Raw genomic sequence first — 16464 nt, forward strand, 5'->3', positions numbered from 1 at the left:
CCTCGAGCCGGCAGCACTCATGCTTGAGTGCCTCCATCCATCGACATCGCCATCCCGAGACGCCTAGCCGACCGGGTAGTCTTGGGAATGCCCTTGCTTGGGAACCAAAAAGGTGCGCAGGTAAGTGATCACGGGGGTGTCATCCTGCTTACGACCTATCACCCTGATGGTGACAATGCCTTGCCCCGGACGCGATCGGGATTCACGCTTGGAGACAACCTCGCTCTCGGCGTACAAGGTGTCGCCGACATAAACCGGATTTGGCAGACGAATTTCGTCCCAGCCCAGGTTTGCGATCGCCCGGGCACTCATTGTCGCTACCGTCATGCCGCTGATAATCGACAAGGTCACCGAACTGTTGACCAGCAATTTCCCGAATTCGGTGCGCTGGGCATAAGCAACGTCGATATGTGCAGGATGGTTGTTCATGTTCACCAGTGACTGCCAGATGTTGTCCAGCTCAGTCACAGTTCGGCCGGGGCGGTGCTCGAACACATCCCCCACCACAAACTCTTCGTAGTGCAAGCCATAAGACTCCCGGTAGCGATTTGCACCGATCCGTACATGGGCCGAAATCATCGGTTCCATAACCTTCTCCTCAAAGGCCCAGTTCCTGGGCGCGCTGGATAAGTTTCCTGGCTTGCTTCACAAACGGCGGTCCCACCATGAGGTTTTTCAACCGGGTGATTTTTTCACCACTGTTCTCCGCAGCCTGCACAACTGCCAAAGCATGTTCGTACTCAACGATGGAAGGAGTGAACACATCATTGATGATGGGAATCTGCCTTGGGTGAATGGAGGTCTTGCCACTGAATCCCAACTCCCGGGTGTCCTGGCATTCCTTCAGCAGCCCCGCCTCGTCGTCGAGATTGAAGTAAGCGGTGTCGAACGCGGGAATACCCGCGGCGCTTGCGGCCGCGACGATGCTCCCACGGGCATGCAGGATGTTGCTCCAGCCACCGATCTGCACCCCCAGGCTGGCCGCATAGTCGGCGGAACCAAAGATCAGTCCATCGGCACTGGATGCAATGGCGTAAATATCCCGCAGACAGGCCGGTGTTTCGACGGTGACCAGTATTTTCGGACTTTCTCCATCACGACTTAAATTGGCGCGCACCACCTCTATCTCCGCCGCCGCTTCGGTCATTGCCAGGACAACGAACTCGGGCCGCTGGTCAAGTGATTGCACCAGCAGCAGATCGAGCAACCCTTGATTGTCCCGCAGAGGATTGATACGCAGTGCTGTACGCTGCGTAACACGGGAACGATAGAACTGTTCGACACACAACCGGGCTTCAGCTTTCCCAGAGAGCGGAACACCGTCCTCCAGATCAATCACCATGACATCCGTCAGAGCACTCTTGGCGTATTGCTCAGGGTGCAAGGCGGAGCAATACAGCAAACTTCTTGGTGTGGGATTGGACATCGCAACCTCTCAACGCTGAACAGGTTTCAGGTTCAGACGAGCCTCTTTGACCGCTGCCTGGACAGCGGAGCAGAAGCCCCGGACATCTTCTTGGGACATGTCTGCACGCATCATCACGCGCAAACCGGATTTGTTCCTGGCCACGATGGGAAAGAATACTGCCGAGGTGTAATACCCGCGTTTGAAGACACCCTCCGAAACAGAAATCGCCATATCCGGACTGTCTAATGGGATAACCCGAATCGGTAGACCCGACCCCGCGTGCTCCGTCGCAAACAAGCTGTCGAACAGGCGAATATTGGCACTAAGCTTCTGCTGCAAAACGCCAAGCTCACTGGTCTTGTGAATATCCAGGGAAGCCATGGCAGCGCCTATAGCGGCGGGATTCACATATTGCGAATAGGACATTGGCCCGCCAAAACGACGGAAAATCTTCTGATAGTTGGCCTTCTCCGACATGAATATACCGCCTCCATTGGCGCCAAATGCCTTGGCCAATGAATAAACCAAAAGGGTCCGCGGATTGAGCTCGGGCAGGAAAGTACGAATATAACCCTCACCCCGCTCGCCATAGGCACTCAATGAATGAGAGTCATCGAAGTAGAGAAACAGCCAAAACTTGTCCTGCAAAGCCAACAGCCGCTCAATAGGCGCACTTCCCCCCATACTGTAAGCACCGTCAGCAACATACGCGACCGAAGGATGACGCTTGCACATATCCTCGATGAAATCGACATCATTGTGATTGCAAGTGACAACCTGCGTTTCATCACCGCAGATGGCCTTGACCTGGTTCAGTGCAAAATGGGCATGTTTATCAAAGATCAAAAAGGGGCGCTGGCCATCAGTAAACATGCCGGCTGCCAGCAGGGGAAGAGACGCGACGATGCCCGCGCTGCAGGAAGTCGCTGTGAATGCTCGACAATTGAAATGGGCAGATAAGGCGTCTTCAAGCTCATCGAGCTCTTTCAACCTTATTCGGATACGCGAAGTGGGCAAATTCACGGTACCGCAACTCAGCACATAATCTGCAGCACGTCGCGCCAGACGTTCATCGACCTCAAGCCCCAAATATGAACAAGAGCACATATTCATGAATTCATGACCGTTCTGGTCTTGCATGCGCCCCTGTCGAGTATGCTCGATACTCAAATCGGTAAGCCCCGACTCTTGTGCAAGCCCCCAGGAGGGATTACCCATTTCGACGGATCTGGCAGTGTTGATATATTTATTTTTTTGCTCTGACATACACGACCTCTCTATGACCGATGACACATGAAGAGCCAGTACAACAGTAAAATTCAATACACCAGCCACTTCATGCCAGCCCCATTAGCCTTACACATTCATTTCTTTCCGACAACTCAGAAAAGTCTGTAATTTACGAATGAAAGTTCCGTAGGAATTTTCGCCAAAACCAAACCGAAATATTAACAGAGCTTCAACAGATAGATATTTACGCAAGTGCAATCCTGATGAGAAATCACACCCAATGCCGCTCTGAATAATCATTTAACAAACCAAGATAGTTTTGTTATATCTCACGCCAGCAAAATGCAGATCCCTCTCTATATTCAAACGTTACGCCCACTTGAACTATTTGCACCCAACCACCAAACGGAGGTTCCTTCATGGAAGAAAGATTAAAAGGTAAGCGAGCTCTAATAACAGGCGCATCGGCAGGCATTGGAAGAGCAATAGCCGAAGCTTTCATTGCGCAGGGGGCCGACGTTTTCATTACCGCACGCACTGATGAAGCCGGCGCGCGTGCAGTTATTGAAATAGCCGAGCGTCTTGAACAGCGGGCCAGTTTCATGCTTATGGATGCCGAAAGCTGTAGCGTAAATGCGCTCTTCGAGAAAGCGCACGCAGACATCGGACCGATAGATATACTTGTCAATAATCCCGCATTCATAACCCGCACTCCATTTCTGGAGCTGAGCGGCGATGAGTACGAACGCACCCTTGCAGTCAACCTCCGCTTCCCCTTCTTTACAACTCAACGCTTTGCAAAAGATTGCATAGCACGCAAACAGGGCGGCAGCATCATTAACATTTCATCGGTCAGCGCCTTCAAGGCAGTCAGCCGAATGTCAGCGTATCAAGCCAGCAAGGCAGCACTGTCGATGCTTACACGAAGCTGTGCCTTGGAACTGGCTCCCTATGGCATCAGGGTCAACACCCTTTCACCTGGACTGACCGCCACCAACGGCAACGCCAACCAGTGGCGGGAAGCTCCAGAGCTATGGCAGAACAGAAAAAAAGAGATTCCAATGCAGCGCGCCGGAATTCCCTCGGATATGACGGGCGCTGCCATCCTCCTGGCATCCGATGAGTCATCATGGATGACCGGTGCTGATCTGGTAATTGATGGGGGGCACAGCTGTATTTAGAGAACCTTAAAGTCGCAGCAGACTTTATGTTTTTTTCCTATTGGCACGAGGCATAGCAAGGTCGTACCTGTCGCCTCTGATCTGCTTGGCCTAAACAACTGGCCGTTGCGGACCGAAAGCCAACCGCAACGCCGCACATCTGACGCCCCGACCTGGTTCGGGGCGTTTTTGCCTGAGATTTACAATCACCGCCGAACCCTGTGGGAGCGGGCTTGCCCGCGATTACGGTGGATCATCAAGCGCATGGTTGGCTGACACACCGCCATCGCGGGCAAGCCGGCTCCCACAACGGGCGATGGTGATTCAGGGAAAAACATTGTTCCAGAGCAGTTTCTCGCTCGGAAACCAAGGTAAAAAGGCCCCGTCCGCTGCTCGCAGTAACGCGCATATAAGACAACTTCCCGGCCACTCACTCACTAAACAGTTTAAAAACCGACTCAAACAATATTGATTATCATTTAGCGACAACTATGTTCGTTACATTCCCTACAAAACATAATTGATGAAAACCCTGCTAATGCCCGCATCGCATGGGCTGCGGGGCTTTGGAGGTGCGCTATGTCCTTATTCCTGTAAATAATTTCGCTATAGGAATTTTACTTGCACCGTGTTGTGCCATAAAATCAGCGGGATTGATTGCTGCGACATATCGTCACTGCTTTGTTTCTTTTCAAGCTCAGAGACCTTTGCTCTCTGTTAAGGATTACCAGCATGCCCGAAGCGACAGGACTCATGGCCCACAACTGGGGCTTTGCCATTTTCCTTCTGGGCGTCGTCGGCCTATGCGCCTTCATGCTCGGCGTCTCCAGCCTCCTCGGGTCAAAAGCCTGGGGCCGCAGCAAAAACGAACCGTTCGAGTCCGGCATGCTACCTACAGGTGGCGCCCGCTTGCGGCTCTCAGCCAAATTCTATCTGGTCGCGATGCTCTTCGTGATCTTCGATATCGAAGCCCTTTTTCTCTTTGCCTGGTCTGTGTCCGTCCGCGAAAGCGGCTGGACCGGATTCGTCGAAGCTCTCGTTTTCATAGCAATTCTGTTGGCAGGCCTTGTCTACCTATTCCGAGTGGGCGCCCTTGACTGGGCTCCGGAAGCTCGTCGTAAGCGGCAAGCGAAGCTGAAACAATGAGGCTTTGGCAATGCAATACAATCTCACCAGGATCGACCCCGATGCTCCTAACGAGCAGTATCCGATTGGCGAACGGGAAACCGTTTCCGATCCGTTAGAAGATCAAGTTCACAAAAACATCTTCATGGGCAAGCTCGAAGACGTGCTTAACGGCACGATCAACTGGGGGCGCAAGAACTCCCTGTGGCCGTATAACTTCGGTCTTTCGTGCTGCTACGTGGAAATGACCACCGCCTTCACGGCGCCCCACGACATCGCGCGCTTTGGCGCCGAGGTTATCCGGGCATCGCCGCGCCAGGCGGATTTCATGGTTATCGCTGGTACCTGCTTCATCAAGATGGCGCCGATCATTCAGCGTCTCTATGAGCAAATGCTCGAACCTAAATGGGTGATCTCCATGGGTTCGTGCGCCAACTCCGGTGGCATGTACGACATCTACTCCGTCGTTCAAGGGGTGGACAAGTTCCTGCCCGTGGACGTCTACGTGCCTGGCTGCCCGCCCCGTCCTGAAGCTTTTCTGCAAGGCTTGATGCTGTTGCAGGAGTCGATTGGACAGGAGCGTCGTCCGCTTTCCTGGGTCGTTGGTGATCAAGGCGTGTACCGCGCCGAGATGCCTTCCGAAAAGGAAAAGCGCCGCGAACAGCGAATCGCAGTCACCAACCTGCGCAGCCCCGACGAAGTCTGATCCAGACCTGCTTCTTTTATAGAACGAGACACTGGCTTCATTCTTTACGTTGACCGAAAGCGATAAATAACCATGACTACAGGCAGTGCTCTGTACATCCCGCCTTATAAGGCAGACGACCAGGATGTGGTCGTCGAACTGAACAACCGTTTTGGCCCCGAGGCGTTCACCGCCCAGCCTACCCGCACCGGCATGCCGGTGCTTTGGGTTGCCCGCGCCAAACTCGTCGAAGTCCTGACCTTCCTGCGCAACCTGCCCAAGCCGTACGTCATGCTCTATGACCTGCACGGCGTGGACGAGCGTCTGCGCACCAAGCGTCAAGGGCTGCCAAGCGGCGCCGACTTCACTGTGTTCTATCACTTGATGTCGATCGAACGTAATAGTGACGTCATGATCAAGGTCGCCTTGTCCGAGAGCGACCTCAGCGTACCGACCGTGACCGGCATCTGGCCGAACGCCAACTGGTACGAGCGTGAAGTGTGGGACATGTACGGCATCAACTTTGCCGGTCACCCGCACCTGACCCGCATCATGATGCCGCCGACCTGGGAAGGTCACCCGCTGCGCAAGGACTTCCCGGCCCGCGCCACCGAGTTCGACCCGTTCACCCTGACCCTGGCCAAGCAACAGCTTGAGGAAGAAGCCGCGCGCTTCAAGCCTGAAGACTGGGGCATGAAGCGCTCCGGGGCGAACGAGGACTACATGTTCCTCAACCTCGGCCCGAACCACCCTTCCGCGCACGGTGCGTTCCGCATCATCCTGCAGCTGGACGGTGAAGAGATCGTCGACTGCGTGCCGGACGTTGGCTACCACCACCGTGGTGCCGAGAAGATGGCCGAGCGTCAGTCCTGGCACAGTTTCATCCCGTACACCGACCGTATCGACTACCTCGGCGGCGTGATGAACAACCTGCCGTACGTGCTCTCGGTCGAGAAGCTGGCCGGCATCAAGGTGCCCGAGAAGGTCGACGTCATCCGCATCATGATGGCCGAGTTCTTCCGGATCACCAGCCACCTGCTGTTCCTCGGGACCTACATCCAGGACGTCGGCGCCATGACGCCGGTGTTCTTCACCTTCACCGACCGCCAGAAGGCGTACACGGTGATCGAGGCCATTACCGGTTTCCGTCTGCACCCGGCCTGGTACCGCATTGGTGGTGTCGCCCACGACCTGCCGCGCGGCTGGGAAAAACTGGTGAAAGACTTCGTCGAGTGGATGCCAAAGCGTCTGGACGAATACCAGAAAGCCGCACTGGACAACAGCATCCTCAAAGGCCGGACCATCGGCGTCGCTGCCTACAACACCAAAGAAGCCTTTGAATGGGGCGTCACCGGTGCAGGCTTGCGTTCGACCGGTTGCGACTTCGACCTGCGCAAGGCTCGCCCGTACTCCGGTTACGAGAACTTCGAATTCGAAGTACCGCTGGCAGCCAATGGCGATGCCTACGACCGTTGCATCGTGCGCGTCGAAGAAATGCGCCAGAGCATCAAGATCATCGAGCAGTGCATGCGCAACATGCCGGAAGGCCCGTACAAGGCGGATCACCCGCTGACTACGCCGCCGCCGAAAGAGCGCACGCTGCAGCACATCGAGACCCTGATCACGCACTTCCTGCAAGTTTCGTGGGGCCCGGTCATGCCGGCCAACGAATCCTTCCAGATGATTGAAGCGACCAAGGGCATCAACAGTTATTACCTGACGAGCGATGGCGGCACCATGAGCTACCGCACCCGGATTCGTACCCCAAGCTTCCCGCACTTGCAGCAGATCCCTTCGGTGATCAAAGGCAGCATGGTCGCGGACTTGATCGCGTACCTGGGTAGTATCGATTTCGTTATGGCCGACGTGGACCGCTAAGCATGAATAGCACGCTTATCCAGACAGACCGTTTCGCCCTGAGCGAAACCGAGCGCTCGGCCATCGAGCACGAGCTGCATCACTACGAAGACCCGCGCGCGGCGTCGATCGAAGCCCTGAAGATCGTCCAGAAGGAACGTGGCTGGGTGCCTGACGGCGCGCTCTACGCCATCGGCGAGATCCTCGGCATTCCGGCCAGCGACGTTGAAGGGGTGGCGACGTTCTATAGCCAGATCTTCCGTCAGCCGGTCGGCCGCCACATCATTCGCGTCTGCGACAGCATGGTCTGCTACATCGGCGGCCACGAATCGGTTGTCAGCGAAATCCAGAGCAATCTGGGCATCGGCCTGGGTCAGACCACCGCCGACGGTCGTTTCACCCTGCTGCCGGTCTGCTGCCTCGGCAACTGTGACAAGGCGCCGGCGTTGATGATCGACGACGACACGTTCGGTGATGTGCAGCCTGCCGGCGTTGCCAAATTGCTCGAGGGCTACGTATGACCCTGACTTCCTTCGGTCCTGCCAACCGCATCAAGCGGTCGGCCGAGACTCACCCGCTCACCTGGCGTCTGCGTGACGACGGCGAAGCTGTCTGGCTCGACGAGTACCAGGCCAAGAACGGTTACGCCGCGGCGCGCAAAGCCTTCGCCGACATGGCTCAGGACGACATCGTCCAGACCGTGAAAGACGCCGGCCTGAAAGGTCGCGGCGGTGCAGGCTTCCCCACGGGCGTCAAGTGGGGCCTGATGCCCAAAGACGAATCCATCAACATCCGCTACCTGCTGTGCAACGCGGATGAAATGGAGCCGAACACCTGGAAAGACCGCATGCTGATGGAGCAACTGCCCCATCTGCTGATCGAAGGCATGCTGATCAGTGCTCGCGCGCTGAAAACCTACCGTGGCTACATCTTCCTGCGTGGCGAATACACCACCGCCGCCAAGCACCTCAACCGTGCCGTGGAAGAAGCCAAGGCAGCCGGTCTGCTGGGTAAAAACATCCTGGGCAGCGGCTTCGATTTCGAGCTGTTCGTCCACACCGGCGCCGGGCGTTATATCTGCGGTGAAGAAACCGCACTGATCAACTCCCTCGAAGGCCGCCGCGCCAACCCGCGCTCCAAGCCGCCCTTCCCTGCCGCCGTTGGCGTGTGGGGCAAGCCGACCTGCGTGAACAACGTTGAAACCCTGTGCAACGTGCCGGCGATCATTGCCGACGGCGTGGACTGGTACAAATCGTTGGCCCGGGTCGGCAGTGAGGATATGGGCACCAAGCTCATGGGCTTCTCCGGCAAGGTCAAGAACCCGGGCCTGTGGGAGTTGCCATTCGGCGTCACCGGTCGCGAGCTGTTCGAAGACTACGCCGGCGGCATGCGTGACGGCTTCAAGCTCAAGTGCTGGCAGCCAGGCGGCGCCGGTACCGGTTTCCTGTTGCCGGAACACCTGGACGCACAAATGTACGCCGGCGGCATCGCCAAAGTGGGCACCCGTATGGGTACCGGCCTGGCCATGGCGGTGGACGACAGCGTCAACATGGTTTCCTTGCTGCGCAACATGGAAGAGTTCTTCTCCCGCGAATCCTGCGGCTTCTGCACCCCATGCCGTGACGGTTTGCCGTGGAGCGTCAAGCTTCTGCGCGCAATCGAGAACGGTGAAGGGCAAGCCGGCGATATCGAGACCCTACTGGGTCTGGTCGGTTTCCTCGGCCCTGGCAAGACCTTCTGTGCTCACGCACCGGGCGCCGTGGAGCCGTTGGGCAGCGCAATCAAATACTTCCGCCATGAGTTCGAAGCCGGCATTGCGCCTACCAGCGCCGTCGTCCCGCCTCTGGCTAGGCCGATCGTAGTCGGCGCGTAAACGCTTAAAAAGGCGAAGGGTCCGTGCCCTTCGCCTTCTCGTGTGATGACGCCTTGAACGGCTGTGTTGATTCACGCGAATAACAAGATTCCATTAGCCACGCCCGCTGACACCGGGCCAACGAAGAACTTTGAACCATGGCCACTATCCACGTAGACGGCAAAGAGCTCGAAGTCGATGGGGCAGACAACCTGTTACAGGCATGTCTGTCGCTAGGCCTCGATATCCCTTATTTCTGCTGGCACCCAGCCCTCGGCAGCGTTGGCGCTTGCCGCCAGTGCGCGGTCAAGCAGTACACCGACGAGAACGACAAGCGTGGTCGGATCGTCATGTCGTGCATGACGCCCGCCACCGACGGCAGCTGGATCTCCATCGACGACGAAGAAGCGAAAGTGTTTCGCGCCAGCGTCGTTGAATGGCTGATGACCAACCACCCTCACGACTGCCCGGTCTGTGAGGAAGGTGGTCACTGCCACCTGCAAGACATGACCGTGATGACCGGCCACAACGAGCGCCGTTATCGCTTCACCAAGCGCACCCACCAGAACCAGCAACTGGGCCCGTTCATTTCCCACGAAATGAACCGCTGCATCGCTTGCTACCGCTGCGTGCGCTTCTATAAGGATTACGCTGGCGGCACCGACCTCGGTGTGTTCGGCGCCCACGACAACGTGTACTTCGGTCGCGTTGAAGACGGCACCCTGGAAAGCGAGTTCTCCGGCAACCTCACCGAGGTCTGCCCGACCGGTGTGTTCACCGACAAGACGCACTCCGAGCGCTACAACCGCAAGTGGGACATGCAGTTCTCGCCGAGCATCTGCCATGGCTGCTCCAGCGGTTGCAACATCTCACCGGGTGAACGCTACGGTGAACTGCGTCGGATCGAAAACCGCTTCAACGGTTCGGTCAACCAGTACTTCCTGTGCGACCGTGGCCGTTTCGGCTATGGCTACGTCAACCGCGAGGACCGCCCGCGCCAGCCAAAACTGGCCAACGGCGCCAAGCTGACCCTCGACGAAGCACTGGATAAAGCCGCCGACCTGCTGCGCGGTCGCAACATCGTCGGTATCGGTTCGCCACGTGCCAGCCTCGAAAGCAACTACGCGTTGCGCGAACTGGTCGGCGCCGAGCACTTCTACTCCGGTATCGAAGCCGCCGAGCTGGAACGCATTCGCCTGGTCATGCAGGTGTTGAAAGACAGCCCGCTGCCGATCCCGAACATGCGCGACATCGAAGACCACGACGCGATCTTCGTCCTTGGTGAAGACCTGACCCAGACCGCTGCACGCATGGCCCTGTCCCTGCGTCAATCGGTCAAGGGCAAGGCCGAAGACATGGCCGACGCCATGCGCGTTCAGCCTTGGCTCGACGCCGCCGTGAAGAACATTGGTCAGCACGAGCTGAACCCGCTGTTCATCGCCAGCCTGGCTGAAACCAAGCTCGACGACATCGCTGAAGAATGCGTACACGCCGCGCCAGACGACCTGGCCCGCATCGGTTTCGCCGTGGCTCACGCCCTCGACGCCAGCGCGCCGGCCGTTGAAGGCCTGGACACTGAAGCGCTGGACCTGGCCAAGCGCATTGCCGACGCCCTGCTCGCCGCCAAGCGTCCGTTGATCATTGCCGGTACCTCGTTGGGTTCCAAGGCGCTGATCGAAGCCGCGGCGAACATCGCCAAGGCCCTGAAGCTGCGCGAGAAGAACGGTTCCATCAGCCTGATCGTGCCAGAGGCCAACAGCCTCGGCCTGGCCATGCTCGGCGGCAATTCGGTCGACGACGCGTTGCAAGCGGTGATCGATGGCAAGGCCGACGCCATCGTCGTGCTGGAAAACGATCTGTACACCCGCACCGACAAAGCGAAGGTCGATGCCGCACTGACCGCCGCGAAAGTAGTGATCGTCGCGGACCATCAGAAAACCGCCACCAGCGATCGCGCGCACCTGGTTCTGCCAGCCGCCAGCTTCGCTGAAGGCGACGGTACGCTGGTCAGCCAGGAAGGTCGTGCCCAGCGCTTCTTCCAGGTCTTCGACCCGACTTACCTTGATGCGAGCATCCTGGTTCACGAAGGCTGGCGCTGGCTGCATGCCCTGCGCGCCACCCTGCTGAACCAGCCGATCGACTGGACCCAACTGGACCACGTCACCGCTGCCGTGGCGGCCAGCACGCCGCAACTGGCGCGCATCGTCGATGCCGCGCCGTCCGCCGCGTTCCGTATCAAAGGCCTGAAACTGGCTCGCGAGCCGCTGCGTTACTCTGGTCGCACCGCCATGCGCGCTGACATCAGCGTGCACGAACCGCGTACGTCCCAGGACAACGACACCGCGTTCTCGTTCTCCATGGAAGGTTACTCGGGCTCGGTCGAACCGCGTCAGCAAGTGCCATTCGCCTGGTCTCCGGGCTGGAACTCGCCGCAAGCCTGGAACAAGTTCCAGGACGAAGTCGGTGGTCACATCCGCGCTGGCGACCCGGGCACCCGCCTGATCGAAAGCACCGGTGACTCGCTGAACTGGTTCGCCAGTGTTCCGCGCGCCTTCAACCCGGCCCAGGGCACCTGGCAGGTTGTGCCGTTCTTCCACCTGTTCGGCAGCGAAGAAAACTCTTCCAAAGCCGCACCGGTTCAGGAACGCATCCCGGCCGCCTACGTGTCACTGGCCAAATCCGAAGCCGACCGCCTGGGTGTCAATGACGGTGCCCTGCTGAGTTTGAACGTGGCTGGCCAGACCCTGCGTCTGCCGCTGCGCATCAACGAAGAGCTGGGTGCTGGTCTGGTCGCTTTGCCTGCGGGCATCGCCGGCATTCCGCCTGCGATCTTTGGCAAAACCGTTGATGGTCTGCAGGAGGCAGCGCTATGACTTGGTTCACTCCTGAAGTGATCGACGTGATCATCGCGGTCATCCAGGCCATCGTGATTCTGCTCGCCGTGGTGGTGTGCGGCGCGCTGCTCAGCTGGGTCGAGCGTCGTTTGCTCGCCCTCTGGCAGGACCGTTACGGTCCGAACCGCGTCGGCCCGTTCGGCGCGTTCCAGATCGCGGCCGACATGATCAAGATGTTCTTCAAGGAAGACTGGACCCCGCCGTTCGCCGACAAGATGATCTTCACCCTGGCACCGGTCGTGGCCATGAGCGCCTTGCTGATTGCCTTCGCGATCATCCCGATCACCCCGACCTGGGGCGTGGCGGATATCAACATCGGCATCCTGTTCTTCTTCGCCATGGCCGGTCTGTCGGTTTACGCGGTGTTGTTCGCCGGTTGGTCGAGTAACAACAAGTTCGCCCTGCTGGGCAGCTTGCGGGCCTCGGCACAGACCGTGTCGTACGAAGTGTTCATGGGCCTGTCGTTGATGGGCATCGTGATCCAGGTCGGTTCGTTCAACATGCGCGACATCGTCGAATATCAAGCGCAGAACCTGTGGTTCATCATTCCGCAGATCTTCGGCTTCCTGACCTTCTTCATCGCTGGCGTCGCCGTGACTCACCGTCACCCGTTCGACCAGCCGGAAGCGGAGCAGGAACTGGCCGACGGTTACCACATTGAATACGCCGGCATGAAATGGGGCATGTTCTTCGTCGGCGAGTACATCGGCATCGTGTTGATTTCGGCGCTGCTGGTGACCTTGTTCTTCGGTGGCTGGCACGGTCCGTTCGGCATTCTGCCGCAGATCCCGTTCATCTGGTTCGCGCTGAAAACCGCGTTCTTCATCATGATCTTCATCCTGCTGCGCGCCTCGATTCCGCGCCCACGGTATGACCAAGTGATGGATTTCAGCTGGAAGTTCTGCCTGCCGCTGACCCTCGTCAACATGCTGGTGACCGCTGCGATCGTGTTGCTCAACACGCCCGCCGTCGCGGCTCAGTGAGGATAGAGAATCATGAAGTACATAATTGACATCGTGCTTGGCTTCTTCACCCAGCTTCGCAGCCTGGTGATGATCTTCGGCCACGCCTTCCGCAAGCGCGACACGCTGCAGTACCCGGAAGAAGCCGTGTACCTGCCGCCGCGCTACCGTGGACGTATCGTCCTGACCCGCGACCCCGACGGCGAAGAGCGTTGTGTAGCCTGCAACCTGTGCGCCGTGGCGTGCCCGGTCGGTTGCATTTCGCTGCAGAAAGCTGAAACCGAAGACGGTCGCTGGTACCCGGACTTCTTCCGCATCAACTTCTCGCGCTGCATTTTCTGCGGCCTCTGCGAGGAAGCCTGCCCGACCACCGCGATCCAGCTGACACCGGATTTCGAGATGGCCGAGTTCAAACGTCAGGACCTGGTGTACGAGAAAGAAGATCTGCTGATCTCCGGCCCCGGCAAAAACCCTGATTACAACTTCTATCGTGTTGCAGGTATGGCGATTGCCGGGAAGCCGAAAGGCTCCGCGCAGAACGAAGCCCAGCCGATCAACGTGAAGAGCTTGCTGCCTTAAGGAAGAAAGATGGAATTCGCTTTCTATTTCGCATCGGGTATCGCGGTGGTGTCCACGCTTCGCGTGATCACCAACACCAACCCCGTGCACGCCCTGCTCTACCTGATCATTTCGCTGATCGCCGTGGCGATGACGTTCTTCGCCCTCGGCGCACCGTTCGCCGGTGTGCTGGAAGTGATCGCCTACGCTGGCGCCATCATGGTGCTGTTCGTGTTCGTGGTGATGATGCTGAACCTCGGCCCGGCCTCGGTTCAGCAAGAGCGCGTCTGGCTCAAGCCCGGCATCTGGCTCGGCCCGGTGATTCTCGGCGCCCTGCTCCTGGCTGAACTGCTGTACGTGCTGTTCAGCCATGACAGCGGTCAGGCCATCGGCCACACCACCGTAGACGCCAAGGCCGTGGGCATCAGCCTGTTCGGTCCTTACCTGCTGGTGGTCGAACTCGCCTCGATGCTGCTGCTCGCCGCAGCCGTCACGGCCTTCCACTTGGGCCGCAACGAAGCCAAGGAGCAATGACGATGCCTGCTATCCCTATGGAGCATGGTCTGGCGGTCGCCGGCATCCTGTTCTGCCTCGGTCTGGTCGGCCTGATGGTCCGCCGCAACATTCTCTTCGTGCTGATGAGCCTTGAGGTCATGATGAATGCCTCCGCACTGGCCTTCATCGTCGCCGGTAGCCGCTGGGCGCAGCCGGATGGACAGATCATGTTCATCCTGGTGATCAGCCTGGCAGCCGCCGAGGCCAGTATTGGCCTGGCGATTCTGTTGCAGCTGTATCGCCGCTTCCACACTCTCGATATCGACGCTGCCAGCGAGATGCGCGGATGAATCTTCTCTATCTGACTTTCGTATTCCCTCTCATCGGTTTCCTGCTGCTGTCGTTCTCACGCGGCCGCTTTTCGGAAAACCTTTCGGCGCTGATCGGCGTCGGCTCCATTGGCTTGTCGGCCATCGTGACTGCTTATGTGATCTGGCAGTTCAACGTTGCGCCGCCTGAAGGCGGTCACTACACCCAGGTGTTGTGGCAGTGGATGGCGGTGGAAGGCTTTACGCCGAACTTCGCGCTGTACCTGGATGGTCTGTCCGTGACCATGCTCGGCGTGGTGGTTGGCGTCGGCTTCCTGATCCACCTGTTCGCGTCCTGGTACATGCGCGGTGAAGCCGGCTACTCGCGCTTCTTCGCCTACACCAACCTGTTTATCGCCAGCATGCTGTTTCTGGTGCTGGGCGATAACCTGTTGTTCCTGTACTTCGGTTGGGAAGGCGTGGGCCTGTGCTCGTACCTGTTGATCGGTTTCTACTACAGCAACCGCAACAACGGTAACGCGGCACTCAAGGCCTTTATCGTCACCCGTATCGGCGACGTGTTCATGGCCATCGGCCTGTTCATCCTGTTCGCACAGTTGGGCACGCTGAACATCCAGGAACTGCTGGTGCTGGCACCGCAGAAATTCCAGAGCGGCGACTTCTGGATGGTCATGGCCACCCTGATGCTGCTGGGCGGCGCTGTCGGTAAATCCGCGCAACTGCCGCTGCAAACCTGGCTGGCGGATGCGATGGCCGGTCCTACCCCGGTTTCGGCACTGATCCACGCCGCGACCATGGTGACCGCCGGTGTCTACCTGATCGCCCGTACTCACGGCCTGTTCACCCTGGCGCCGGACATCCTGCACCTGGTGGGCATCGTCGGCGGCGTGACCCTGGTTCTGGCGGGCTTCGCAGCCCTGGTTCAGACCGATATCAAACGTATCCTCGCCTACTCGACCATGAGCCAGATCGGCTACATGTTCCTGGCGCTGGGCGTGGGTGCCTGGGATGGCGCGATCTTCCACCTGATGACCCACGCCTTCTTCAAGGCGCTGTTGTTCCTTGCGTCCGGTTCGGTGATCGTTGCCTGCCACCACGAGCAGAACATCTTCAAGATGGGCGGCCTTTGGAAAAAACTGCCACTGGCCTACGCCAGCTTCATCGTCGGCGGCGCGGCTCTGGCGGCGTTGCCACTGGTGACTGCGGGCTTCTACTCCAAGGACGAAATCCTCTGGGAAGCGTTCGCCAGCGGCAACAACGGTCTGCTCTATGCAGGTCTGGTCGGTGCGTTCATGACGTCGCTGTACACCTTCCGCCTGATCTTCATCGCGTTCCACGGTGAATTGAAGACCGAAGCGCACGCCGGTCACGGCATCGCCCACTGGCTGCCACTGTCGGTGCTGATCGTTCTGTCGACGTTCGTCGGAGCGATGATCGTTCCGCCGCTGCACGGCGTGCTGCCGCAAAGCGTCGGCCATGCCGGCGGCGACGCCAAGCACAGTCTGGAAATCGCTTCGGGCGCCATTGCCCTGGCCGGTATCCTGCTGTCCGCGCTGCTGTTCCTCGGCAAGCGGCGTTTCGTCACTGCAATCGCCAACAGCGGCATCGGCCGCTTCCTTTCGGCCTGGTGGTTCGCTGCCTGGGGCTTCGACTGGATCTACGACAAACTGTTCGTCAAGCCATACCTTGCGATCAGCCACGCACTGCGCAAAGACCCGCTCGACCAGACCATCGGTCTGATCCCGCGTATGGCCAAGGGCGGCCACACCGCCCTGAGCCGTACCGAAACCGGTCAACTGCGTTGGTACGCGGCCTCGATGGCAGCCGGCTCCGTGCTGGTCATCGGCGCCATTGTGCTGGTAGCGGTCTGAATATGAACCTTGCGAACTTGCGAAAGGAATTGAGCCCG

Annotated in this window: 15 protein-coding genes; 12 read left to right on the top strand and 3 right to left on the bottom strand. The window is 58.5% G+C overall.

Features of this window, described 5'->3' with window-relative positions; genetic code table 11:
* Window positions 1-63: 63 nt before the first annotated feature.
* From ACA057_RS20960 to ACA057_RS20970, 3 genes are read right to left on the bottom strand one after another with little or no spacing between them, the layout of a single operon-like run.
* A complete protein-coding gene (locus tag ACA057_RS20960) occupies window positions 64-588 on the bottom strand; it encodes a MaoC family dehydratase (RefSeq protein ID WP_015094380.1) in 525 nt (174 codons plus the stop codon).
* Between the two features lie 10 nt (window positions 589-598).
* Window positions 599-1426, bottom strand: a complete 828-nt coding sequence (locus ACA057_RS20965; RefSeq protein WP_497341971.1) for an HpcH/HpaI aldolase/citrate lyase family protein — start codon at window positions 1424-1426, stop codon at window positions 599-601.
* 9 nt (window positions 1427-1435) lie between these two features.
* The gene (locus tag ACA057_RS20970; RefSeq protein WP_497341973.1) at window positions 1436-2674 is read right to left on the bottom strand and encodes an aminotransferase class I/II-fold pyridoxal phosphate-dependent enzyme; all 1239 of its coding nucleotides are present in this window, start codon (window positions 2672-2674) and stop codon (window positions 1436-1438) included.
* 383 nt (window positions 2675-3057) lie between these two features.
* On the opposite strand from ACA057_RS20970, the gene ACA057_RS20975 reads away from it, so the two are divergent.
* The 12 genes from ACA057_RS20975 to nuoL all read left to right on the top strand — a co-directional run bounded on the left by ACA057_RS20975 (window position 3058) and on the right by nuoL (window position 16426).
* On the top strand, window positions 3058-3819 hold the full coding sequence (locus ACA057_RS20975; protein WP_497341975.1) for an SDR family NAD(P)-dependent oxidoreductase: 762 nt from the start codon (window positions 3058-3060) through the stop codon (window positions 3817-3819).
* A gap of 711 nt (window positions 3820-4530) precedes the next feature.
* Window positions 4531-4944 carry an NADH-quinone oxidoreductase subunit A gene (locus ACA057_RS20980; RefSeq protein ID WP_003223812.1) on the top strand — a complete coding sequence of 138 codons (414 nt, stop codon included), beginning with the start codon at window positions 4531-4533 and terminating at the stop codon, window positions 4942-4944.
* A 10-nt stretch (window positions 4945-4954) separates the two neighbouring features.
* Entirely contained in the window at window positions 4955-5629 is a 675-nt protein-coding gene (locus ACA057_RS20985) for a NuoB/complex I 20 kDa subunit family protein (protein WP_007946424.1), read from the top strand.
* 72 nt (window positions 5630-5701) lie between these two features.
* Window positions 5702-7486, top strand: coding sequence for an NADH-quinone oxidoreductase subunit C/D (nuoC, locus tag ACA057_RS20990; protein ID WP_497341977.1), 1785 nt, complete (start codon window positions 5702-5704; stop codon window positions 7484-7486).
* A gap of 2 nt (window positions 7487-7488) precedes the next feature.
* Window positions 7489-7986: an NADH-quinone oxidoreductase subunit NuoE gene (gene nuoE / locus ACA057_RS20995; protein WP_008146039.1), complete on the top strand. Its 498-nt coding sequence runs from the start codon at window positions 7489-7491 to the stop codon at window positions 7984-7986.
* Window positions 7983-9338: an NADH-quinone oxidoreductase subunit NuoF gene (nuoF, locus tag ACA057_RS21000; RefSeq protein WP_497341979.1), complete on the top strand. Its 1356-nt coding sequence runs from the start codon at window positions 7983-7985 to the stop codon at window positions 9336-9338. The genes nuoE and nuoF overlap by 4 nt, the downstream gene beginning before the upstream one ends.
* Window positions 9339-9475: 137 nt before the next feature.
* Entirely contained in the window at window positions 9476-12190 is a 2715-nt protein-coding gene (gene nuoG / locus ACA057_RS21005; RefSeq protein WP_497341981.1) for an NADH-quinone oxidoreductase subunit NuoG, read from the top strand.
* On the top strand, window positions 12187-13194 hold the full coding sequence (gene nuoH / locus ACA057_RS21010; protein ID WP_401359371.1) for an NADH-quinone oxidoreductase subunit NuoH: 1008 nt from the start codon (window positions 12187-12189) through the stop codon (window positions 13192-13194). Before nuoG ends, nuoH begins: the two co-directional genes overlap by 4 nt.
* A 9-nt stretch (window positions 13195-13203) precedes the next feature.
* Window positions 13204-13752, top strand: coding sequence for an NADH-quinone oxidoreductase subunit NuoI (gene nuoI / locus ACA057_RS21015; RefSeq protein WP_497349970.1), 549 nt, complete (start codon window positions 13204-13206; stop codon window positions 13750-13752).
* A 9-nt stretch (window positions 13753-13761) separates the two neighbouring features.
* The gene (gene nuoJ / locus ACA057_RS21020) at window positions 13762-14265 is read left to right on the top strand and encodes an NADH-quinone oxidoreductase subunit J (RefSeq protein WP_497341984.1); all 504 of its coding nucleotides are present in this window, start codon (window positions 13762-13764) and stop codon (window positions 14263-14265) included.
* Window positions 14266-14267: 2 nt separating this feature from the next.
* Window positions 14268-14576, top strand: a complete 309-nt coding sequence (gene nuoK / locus ACA057_RS21025) for an NADH-quinone oxidoreductase subunit NuoK (protein ID WP_007946416.1) — start codon at window positions 14268-14270, stop codon at window positions 14574-14576.
* Window positions 14573-16426 carry an NADH-quinone oxidoreductase subunit L gene (nuoL, locus tag ACA057_RS21030; protein ID WP_497341986.1) on the top strand — a complete coding sequence of 618 codons (1854 nt, stop codon included), beginning with the start codon at window positions 14573-14575 and terminating at the stop codon, window positions 16424-16426. Before nuoK ends, nuoL begins: the two co-directional genes overlap by 4 nt.
* Window positions 16427-16464: the final 38 nt, after the last annotated feature.

This window comes from Pseudomonas sp. LBUM1661 (assembly GCF_059695925.1).